We start from the raw sequence: 8092 nt of genomic DNA, 5'->3' as shown, positions 1-8092 counted from the left end.
ATATTAATGTGAATCGGGTGTTTTTATTTTGTATTGATACGGGCATAATGCAGATAAATAAATCCCCCCACCTGCTTTAATTTAATTTATGGAGCCGTGCCGTGCTTAAAAAAGAAATGATTGATCAGCTTAATGAACAGCTGAACCTCGAGTTTTATTCTGCCAATTTATATTTGCAGATGAGTGCATGGTGCAGCGACAAAGGTTACGAAGGTGCCGCTGCTTTCCTGAAACAGCATTCAATGGAAGAAATGGACCATATGCATCGCCTGTTCAAATACGTCAGCGATACCGGTGCTCTGCCTTTGCTGGGGGCGATTGCCGCTCCGCCGGTTGCCTTTGAATCCCTGACCGATCTGTTCAAGCAAACTTACGAACATGAGCAACTGATCACGCAGAAAATCAATGAACTGGCTGATCTGTCCATGACGCTGAAAGATTATTCTTCCTTCAACTTCCTGCAATGGTACGTTGCTGAGCAGCATGAAGAAGAGACGCTGTTCAAATCTGTCCTTGATAAACTGGCACTGGTCAGCAATACCGGTAACGGTTTGTTCTTCGTTGATAAAGATCTCAAAAATATGGTGGCACAAACCCCGGCAGGCTAATTTCCGATCAGGGGTGTCCACAAAAACGCAGAGTGCTTCCGCCTCTGCGTTTTTTTATGTCTTTTTGGCAAACGTTTTACGGCAGTTTGCGCTAAAGTGACGGCGTTATAAATTCATCGTTAAGCAAGCCAAGGAATCATCGTGTTCAAAAAAACCACTTCTCTTTGCCGTGTCCTGACAGTCTCAGCCGTTATGCTGAGCGGATTTATCTCACAGCAAGCTTCTGCTCATGCTCATCTGAAAACGGAAACCCCTGCGGCAGATTCGGTTTTAACCGTCAGCCCGACTGAACTGTCTCTCGGATTCAGTGAAGGCATCGAGCCTGATTTCAGCAAGATCACCCTGACGGATGCCAGCCAGAAAGCGGTTAAAACCGGTAAAATGGCGCTGGCAGCGAATGATAATACTCAGGCCGTTCTGCCACTCTCCGATGCGTTGCATGCGGGAAAATATATTGTTTCGTGGAACGTTGTCTCCGTCGATGGTCATAAAACGCACGGTCAGTACAGCTTCACTGTTAAATAAGCGATGAGTCTGACTGTACTTTTCGTTCTGTGTCGGTTTGCGCATTTTGCTTCGCTGATGCAAATCTTTGGGTTGAGTGTTTTTTGTTCGCTGCTGACACCTGCCGGTTTCTCAGCGGTGTTGCTGCGCAAAAACCAGACCCTGATGATCTGCTCTGCTTTTGTCGCGGCTGTGACTTCGGTCGGTATGCTGGCGATTCAGGCTGCGCTGATGGGCAACGGATGGGGCGATGCGCTGAACCTGAATGTCTGGTTGCTGGTGTTAACAACGGCATTTGGTGAAGTCTGGCGCTGGCATTTATTACTGACGGCCGCGCTGTTGCTGGTGCTTCTGATGGACTGGCTGCCTGTGCGGAATATGCTGATTTTCCTATGCTCATTCGGTTTACTGATGAGCCAGGCATTGGTCGGCCATGCCGCGATGCATGAAGGTATACTTGGGGTTATCCAGCGAAGCAATCATGTGGTGCATCTGCTCAGCGCGGCTTACTGGTTCGGGTGTCTACTGCCGTTACTGACTTGCATGTGGTATACCCGACAGCCTGCGGCAAGGCCGTATGCGCTTGCCACACTTATCCGTTTTTCGCTCTGGGGACAGGCTGCCGTCGCGCTGGTTATCCTTACCGGCATCATCAATACGACCATTATTTTACAGCGCTGGCCGACTGATATGACATCACTTTACCAGCGCCTTCTGGTGGTCAAAGTGTTGATGGTCGGGATGATGGTGGCCGTGGCTGTGTTTAACCGTTACCGGCTGGTGCCATTAATGAGTAAAGATCCCGACAGGGCACAACATTATTTTGTCATGATGACCTGGCTCGAATGGGGGTTGGCGCTGGGTGTTTTACTGCTGGTGAGTGTGTTTGCCACACTGGCACCGCGCTGAACGGGTTATCTGACAGGTATCAGGAATTAAATATCATCGAGGAAAAATCATGAGGAAAACACTGCTAGCCTGCGTGCTGCTGACCTTATCTGCCAGCAGTTTCGCGGCACCCCAGTTGGAAACGATCAGCCGTCTGCAATACGGTAAAACCTGGGCTTTTACCCGTGAAGAAGTGATGCTGCAATGCCGCCCCGGTAATGCGCTGTATGTGATTAACGACAGTACGCTGGCGCAATATCCTCTGAATGATGTGGCGAAAGAGCAGGTCAAAAACCATCAGGTCCAGGCCGTGCCGTTGGAGAAAATCTGGCTTGATGACCCGCAGAATCCGGGACAGAAAATGAGTCTGGCTCCCTTTATTGCCAAAGCGAGATCACTTTGCTGAATGGCCGTGCCGACGATAAATGACTGATGTAACTTCCATGTTTTGCGTATGTTGTCACACAATGAAAATAATACATCATTGTTATTATCACTATGTTTCAAACTGGGTGGAAAATAGCCATCTGTCGTCTACGCTTTAAGTTGTACGGCTTAACCGCCTGCATTAATGCCAACTTTTAGCGCACGGCTCTCTCCCAAGAGCCATTTCCCTAGACCGAATATAGGAATCGTATTCGGTCTTTTTTTATGTCATTGATTTATAAGATAAATTTTCAGTAAAAACGAAAATACACGAAAATTACACGAAATCCTGTATTCGGTCTTTTACAACATCGCGTACTCTTTCCCTCTCGCATCAAGGTATTTGTCCGTCATTTTCTCCGATTTATGCCCCAGTAATTTCCTCGCAAACTCTTTCCCTTTCTCCCTCTCGAACAACCGACCTGCCAGGCTCCGGATCTCATGAAACGTCGGTGGGTTATCTTCGAACTCAATTCCAGCAGAACTTCGCGCTGTCACAAACTTTTTTGTTAACCCGTCAGGATGAAGAGATCCATCAGGACTGTTTTTCCTTCTTCCCGCGCTGACCATGAAATCTGTGCTGCTTGCCAGCCGGCACCGATCAATTACCGTCCCCAACCGCAAACCAACGCTTTGTAATTCAAGGTCAAGAGGTAGGGATATCATTGCGCCAGTTTTACCCTGGTCTATCAGTAACCTCCCATCCACAACCTGGTCAAAACGCATCAGCGCAATATCCTCTCGCCTCTGGCCGGTGATAAGGGCTAAGTCCATAGATAAACCAAACCATGTCGGCAGCAAATCGGCACTCCGTCTTATTGCGAGGTATTGATCTAATTCCAACCGTTCGCGCTTTACTACAGGCTTTGCGGCTCGTGTTGACGTTACTGGATTCTGTTCAATATGCCCCTCGACTATTGCCTCTCGGAAAATATCTGACAACACCGACCGCATGGTGGACGCCATCGTTTTTTTGTCCTGTGCGACCCAGATCTCGAGAAAATCAGCGATATGCCTTGTTGTGATTTTCCCTAACACCATTTCCCCCATTTTTTCTTCAATAATGGCAATCTGACCCTTTCGTACCTTGTAGGTGTTGTCAGCCAGTTTCCGCCGCTTAAATAGGACGTCATAACGCTCCAGCCAAGATTTCATCGTGTACTCGTTGGTGCCCTTCAGCCGCTCTAGTAGGGCGATGGGGGAGAAGCTCTGTTCAATGAAGTTATTTGCCTCTATGGCCTGAGAGATCGCATCCCTGCGCGAAATCTGTCCGAGCGAGAATTCTTTCTTGGTAAGCGGGTTACGCCAGTAATATGACTTGTAGTGGCGGCGATAAGTCAGGTTCTTCGGGAGATTTGCATCATACTTTGTGCTTCGCCGCGTCATTTTTTACTTTCTCCATGAACGCGCTGCGCGCCGGGGAGCTGCTTTGCGCATCTTTAATTTTTTTTCCGAGCCTCACATCTTTCGGGTTGATGTAGATGGCAGTTGGCTGCACACGGTACTGTCGCCCATGCTTCTCCGGGGCCGGATAAATGTAGCCGTCTCGCGCCCAGCGCCAAAGCGTCTGAATGGACGGCTTATTGCTTTCGTAAGTCGCATCGCTCCATTCTTCTAAGGTCAGAAACTTAGCCATTGGTCATACCTCATTAGGTTGACCGGTCAGCATATTGCCACGCTGACCGGTGCGGTTTTGATTTTCAGAAATCAATGTTAGCGAACGGCCAGAGAGCGGGGGGCGGTTTCAAGGTGTGCGCCTTTAATCTCGGTGCCAGCCTGCAGGGCTTTTTTGAGTTCGTCGCTTTTAACCTTGTTTACGATTTGCGTGTACGATTCTACGAAGTAGTCCGGCAGTGATTCTTCGTCATCAACAACGAGGCGTAATGAACCTTTGCGCGCGCTGAATGTGTTGGTTGCCGTTTTAACACTGTCACTACCGGCGGTGATCATGCAGTCGAGCATATATTTCTTGAGTAGCTCCGCCTGATTGGTCCACATCTTTTTACGTTCAGCCAGGCGTTTGGCCTCCGAGTCGCATTTTTCAACGTTACCAAGGAAATCGCGGACGACGGACATTGTCGCGTCCAGCTTGTCACCAAGCATGCCTTCAAGCCCTTCAAGGGTATCAGCGATCATTTCAGGAGTAAGTTCGCCGTCTTCCGCCAGCGCCTGAAGCTTTTTCATTTCGATGGCTAAATCAATGGTGCGCGTGCTCATGCTTTTTCCCCTTGCTCAGTGAATTTTTTCAGACATTCGGTTTTGATTTCTTCCAGGCGGCGCAGTCGCGTTTCGAGATAACGCGCATGTTCCGTATCGTTGACGGCTTTGGCGTTCTTCAGGTGAACCCCGATAGTGCGGTTAAGGGATGAGGCGATTTTGATCACTTCGTTGGCAGTAACTGCGCTTTTCATTGTTTCGGTATTAGCAGCAAATTTCTCATCGAGTTCTTTGCGCATGCGCACCACGTCTTCTGCTTTATCACTGGCATTTTTGAGGCTGTGCTCGATCGCGTTATCAGCGAGATATTCCGGCATGTCATGCCAACCCAGCCAGACATCGGCGGAGAAACCGAGCATAGACAGTGCTTTTTTAATGGCGTCTGTCAGACTCTTTTTGTGGGTTTCGCCATCTGTTTTAATGCCGTTTCTGGTTTTGTACATGTAAGGTGTTGAACCGTAGGATTCCAGTTCGCCACGGACATCACACTCGATGACATACCAGAACTTAATGCGCAGGACATGATTCAGTTCGAACAGCAGAGTGCCGTCAGCGTCTCGCAACAAAACGCTTCGGACGAATTTGTTATTTTCGTAGATGGATTCTGCAAGAGGCGCACCGTTGATCATGCGATCTTCAATAATCTCATAGCCCCACCCAGTACCGACCGGCCCGAAGATCTCCGTCGCACGCATGAACATGTATTCAGCGTTAATGCTGGTACCGGTAAAGCCAGAGCCTTCCAGAGGTTTGGTATAACGCGGGTCTGTGCTCTGAACTTGTTTCCAGATATGCAGGTTTCCCAACGCAACTTCTGATTTCTCAGCCAGGCTGCTTTCAAGGGCGGCGGCGCGCTGTCTGAAATCATCCTGAGGAGCGGCCACGGTATTTTCAGGCAATGCAGGTTTTGCCGTTTCTGATGCGGTTTTTTCCTGAACTGTTTCAGTTTTCGGGGCGATTGTTGCGGCTTCGGCCGGTTTTGTTTCAGTCACAGGTTTTTCAACCGTGCCTTTATTGGTGCGGTCATCAATGTAAAATTTCACTCGCTCAGTAATAAAGGCGATGCGGTCGGACTGGTCAGGGATCCACGACTCAACGACATCAAGTGTCAGATGATGAATTTCGTCAACTTTAAGGAAACTGAATGCATTGCCTGAAAATTCGTAATCCTTAGCGAGCTTATTCACCAACAAACGCGCACCCAGCCCTTTCTCAGTCAGCAGTTTCGCCATTTCATCTGGAGAAGCGACATTGGTTTTTCCTGTCACCAGATCCCGAATATGAGCCTGCAGCTCGGTAAGCTGTTCTTCGACCACTTCCGTTTTTTCGACTTCATTTGAGGCGCCAGTACCGGCCAGATCTTCAATGGAGAACTTGCCACCACCAAGATTTTGGACCTTTGTAGAGGTTGGCTGATAATCAGGTAACAATGGGTGTCCGTGGAGTTTGCTGCTCACGTAATCGCGCCGCGCGTCGGCATCTTCAATAAGCTTCAGGTTTTTATGGCCATCAGCCATGAGCGCCCAGAGTTCACCGCGTGGGATGTCGAGGATCCCCGGAACAACGCGCAGCGATGTAGCCCAGCCGCGCCACGCCGGGTCACGATTATCTTTCAGGTATTTTGCATTGCGGATATCGGACGCTTTCGCTTCATCAGGGTTGATACCCATAACGTGCAGGGCCACTTCAAGATCCAGCGTGTCATAGGTGCGCGGGAGGTCAGCGCTGGTTTTAACCGGGTTACGTTCCTCAGGCTTAGCAACCCATTTTTCGGCGAACGTTGCCACGTCTTCAGCGTTATCGAAAGGTGGTAACTGTGCGTGCATGGTATCAATCAGGGTTACCACTTTTTCCGGATACATAGCTTTGATAGCCGGAACAACAGACAGACCATCAATGATGGCGCGGGTTTCTTCCGGCGTTTCATCATCCGCCAGAATATCGACAGCGTTAGAGAGCTGCTCAGCGTCCAGTTCGGCGGGAACTGCGCCGTACATCATGATGTAGGCAATACGCTCGCGTATAGGCAGGTCAAAAATCACCTTTGCGCTGGCCAGCGGATCTGTCAGGTCGTCCATATCAAGAATGGGAATGCTATCGAAGGTTTTGGTTTCTTCATTCCAGATATTAGTTTCGAGCCACGTATTATCAAATTCACCGACAGAAGGGCGGCTGTTAATATCGGCGGTCAGTTCGCAAATTTTTGGTTTGAAAAAATTATCACTTCCACCAGGCACTGATTCTTCAAGCAGTGTGACAGTTTTCATTTCTGCAAGCTTTGCGCTTTTCGCATCAATGCAAATTGCAATTGGCACAGCGCCATTCGCGATGGCTGATTTTTTTGGATAAAAGGCACATATATAAATTGACATTGGTCTAACCTCGCTTACTTAGTATCGATAAACATTAATGACTTTATTTTCTCGTCGATGTCTTTAACCTTCAAATGAGCATCAGCAAGAATTTGGCTTTTCAATTTGCTAAGATTTGCCACCTCCCCATTATCTAAATCTATTTGCGGGACATCTAAAGTAACTTCCTTTGAGCCCAGCAAAGTATATTCACTGCCTATTGAAGATATATCAGTGCCTGAGAATAGAATTGAATAATCATCATTCCATTTTTCTTTATAAGCCATGATAAATATCATTCGCGTAGCCGTTAACGGCAGTTTGGTTTGCATAGTTACCTCATTACGCACTATAATCACGGCGTCCAGTGGTGGAAGCCATTGGTCATACCTCGCTGAGTTCGGTTTGGTCGCTGAACTCGCCGTCGCTGGGACGTTAAGCCGGTAGAACGGCCCGCCAAGTGCGGGCTTTTTTACGTCTGTATTGGGATGAGCCCTACTTTCGGGGTGTTGGTGGGACTCATCTCAATACGGCCGGATAAACCGGCCTGAAAATTAATGCCGCGTCATGCTACTCAGAAGTGATGCCAGCAATAAATCAGCTATCGAGTACTTCGTGGAACTTTCCTCTGCCTGGTCAACCTTCAGATCGTGGGCATGGATAAACGCCGCTTTCACCGCATGACCTGAACAACAGTACTCACCGAGTGTTTTGCCATCAGGTGTTACGATTGAGGTTGAATCCTGGCGTTTATTTGGCTCAATTAAATAACCGATAACGCTGTCTTTCTCCGACAGTTCTGTGATTCCTGCAATGAGTTCATTTCCAGTAATACGCGCTTCGATAATCATTGGTCATTCCTCGCATGGTTGAGATTGTGATTACTGCCCACTGATTTTAAGTAGGCTTTAAGGTGGCATGCTGCGGTGCTGATCTTCGCAGTTGCGCTTTTTCACGCTGCAATTCACGCCATTTTAAAGCCTGCTTAAATATTGTTATTACGCCTGCCTGATTCCTGATATTTCCAAATCGACATAAATCTCACTAAAATAAATTCCAGAATCAATGAGGTCTTTAATCGCTTCTTTTAAATCATCC

At 48.2% G+C, this 8092-nt stretch carries 10 protein-coding genes; 4 read left to right on the top strand and 6 right to left on the bottom strand.

Annotation, left to right across the window (positions count from 1 at the left end; translation table 11 throughout):
• The first annotated feature begins 101 nt into the window (after positions 1-101).
• From ftnA to J1785_RS05945, 4 genes are all read left to right on the top strand, one after another.
• Positions 102-608, top strand: a complete 507-nt coding sequence (gene ftnA / locus J1785_RS05960) for a non-heme ferritin (RefSeq protein WP_015697874.1) — start codon at positions 102-104, stop codon at positions 606-608.
• Positions 609-746: 138 nt separating this feature from the next.
• Positions 747-1133, top strand: a complete 387-nt coding sequence (gene copC / locus J1785_RS05955) for a copper homeostasis periplasmic binding protein CopC (RefSeq protein ID WP_205951570.1) — start codon at positions 747-749, stop codon at positions 1131-1133.
• Positions 1134-1136: 3 nt separating this feature from the next.
• On the top strand, positions 1137-2021 hold the full coding sequence (gene copD, locus J1785_RS05950) for a copper homeostasis membrane protein CopD (RefSeq protein ID WP_129990496.1): 885 nt from the start codon (positions 1137-1139) through the stop codon (positions 2019-2021).
• A gap of 49 nt (positions 2022-2070) precedes the next feature.
• Positions 2071-2406, top strand: a complete 336-nt coding sequence (locus tag J1785_RS05945; RefSeq protein ID WP_129951771.1) for a YebY family protein — start codon at positions 2071-2073, stop codon at positions 2404-2406.
• A gap of 323 nt (positions 2407-2729) precedes the next feature.
• Here the strand turns inward: J1785_RS05945 and J1785_RS05940 are convergent, their stop codons facing one another.
• From J1785_RS05940 to J1785_RS05915, 6 genes are all read right to left on the bottom strand, one after another.
• Positions 2730-3812, bottom strand: a complete 1083-nt coding sequence (locus tag J1785_RS05940) for a tyrosine-type recombinase/integrase (protein ID WP_217219024.1) — start codon at positions 3810-3812, stop codon at positions 2730-2732.
• Positions 3787-4062: an excisionase gene (locus tag J1785_RS05935; protein ID WP_217219023.1), complete on the bottom strand. Its 276-nt coding sequence runs from the start codon at positions 4060-4062 to the stop codon at positions 3787-3789. The genes J1785_RS05940 and J1785_RS05935 overlap by 26 nt, the downstream gene beginning before the upstream one ends.
• A gap of 77 nt (positions 4063-4139) precedes the next feature.
• Positions 4140-4643 carry a siphovirus Gp157 family protein gene (locus tag J1785_RS05930; RefSeq protein ID WP_217219022.1) on the bottom strand — a complete coding sequence of 168 codons (504 nt, stop codon included), beginning with the start codon at positions 4641-4643 and terminating at the stop codon, positions 4140-4142.
• Positions 4640-6910: a hypothetical protein gene (locus J1785_RS05925; protein ID WP_338020339.1), complete on the bottom strand. Its 2271-nt coding sequence runs from the start codon at positions 6908-6910 to the stop codon at positions 4640-4642. The genes J1785_RS05930 and J1785_RS05925 overlap by 4 nt, the downstream gene beginning before the upstream one ends.
• Positions 6911-7029: 119 nt before the next feature.
• Positions 7030-7326, bottom strand: coding sequence for a hypothetical protein (locus J1785_RS05920; protein WP_217219020.1), 297 nt, complete (start codon positions 7324-7326; stop codon positions 7030-7032).
• Positions 7327-7548: 222 nt separating this feature from the next.
• Positions 7549-7845, bottom strand: a complete 297-nt coding sequence (locus J1785_RS05915) for a hypothetical protein (protein ID WP_217219019.1) — start codon at positions 7843-7845, stop codon at positions 7549-7551.
• Positions 7846-8092: the final 247 nt, after the last annotated feature.

The sequence above is a fragment of the Rahnella perminowiae genome, assembly GCF_019049755.1.
Taxonomy (GTDB): Bacteria; Pseudomonadota; Gammaproteobacteria; order Enterobacterales; family Enterobacteriaceae; genus Rahnella; species Rahnella perminowiae.
This window is presented reverse-complemented; position numbering and strand designations above follow the sequence as displayed.

Excerpts from the sequence above, each read along its gene's own strand:
- J1785_RS05925 (WP_338020339.1), bottom strand. The coding sequence starts at position 6,910 with ATGAAAACTGTCACACTGCTTGAAGAATCAGTGCCTGGTGGAAGTGAT.
- J1785_RS05940 (WP_217219024.1), bottom strand. The coding sequence starts at position 3,812 with ATGACGCGGCGAAGCACAAAGTATGATGCAAATCTCCCGAAGAACCTG.
- J1785_RS05945 (WP_129951771.1), top strand. The coding sequence starts at position 2,071 with ATGAGGAAAACACTGCTAGCCTGCGTGCTGCTGACCTTATCTGCCAGC.
- copD (WP_129990496.1), top strand. The coding sequence starts at position 1,137 with ATGAGTCTGACTGTACTTTTCGTTCTGTGTCGGTTTGCGCATTTTGCT.
- J1785_RS05920 (WP_217219020.1), bottom strand. The coding sequence starts at position 7,326 with ATGCAAACCAAACTGCCGTTAACGGCTACGCGAATGATATTTATCATG.
- J1785_RS05935 (WP_217219023.1), bottom strand. The coding sequence starts at position 4,062 with ATGGCTAAGTTTCTGACCTTAGAAGAATGGAGCGATGCGACTTACGAA.
- J1785_RS05915 (WP_217219019.1), bottom strand. The coding sequence starts at position 7,845 with ATGATTATCGAAGCGCGTATTACTGGAAATGAACTCATTGCAGGAATC.
- J1785_RS05930 (WP_217219022.1), bottom strand. The coding sequence starts at position 4,643 with ATGAGCACGCGCACCATTGATTTAGCCATCGAAATGAAAAAGCTTCAG.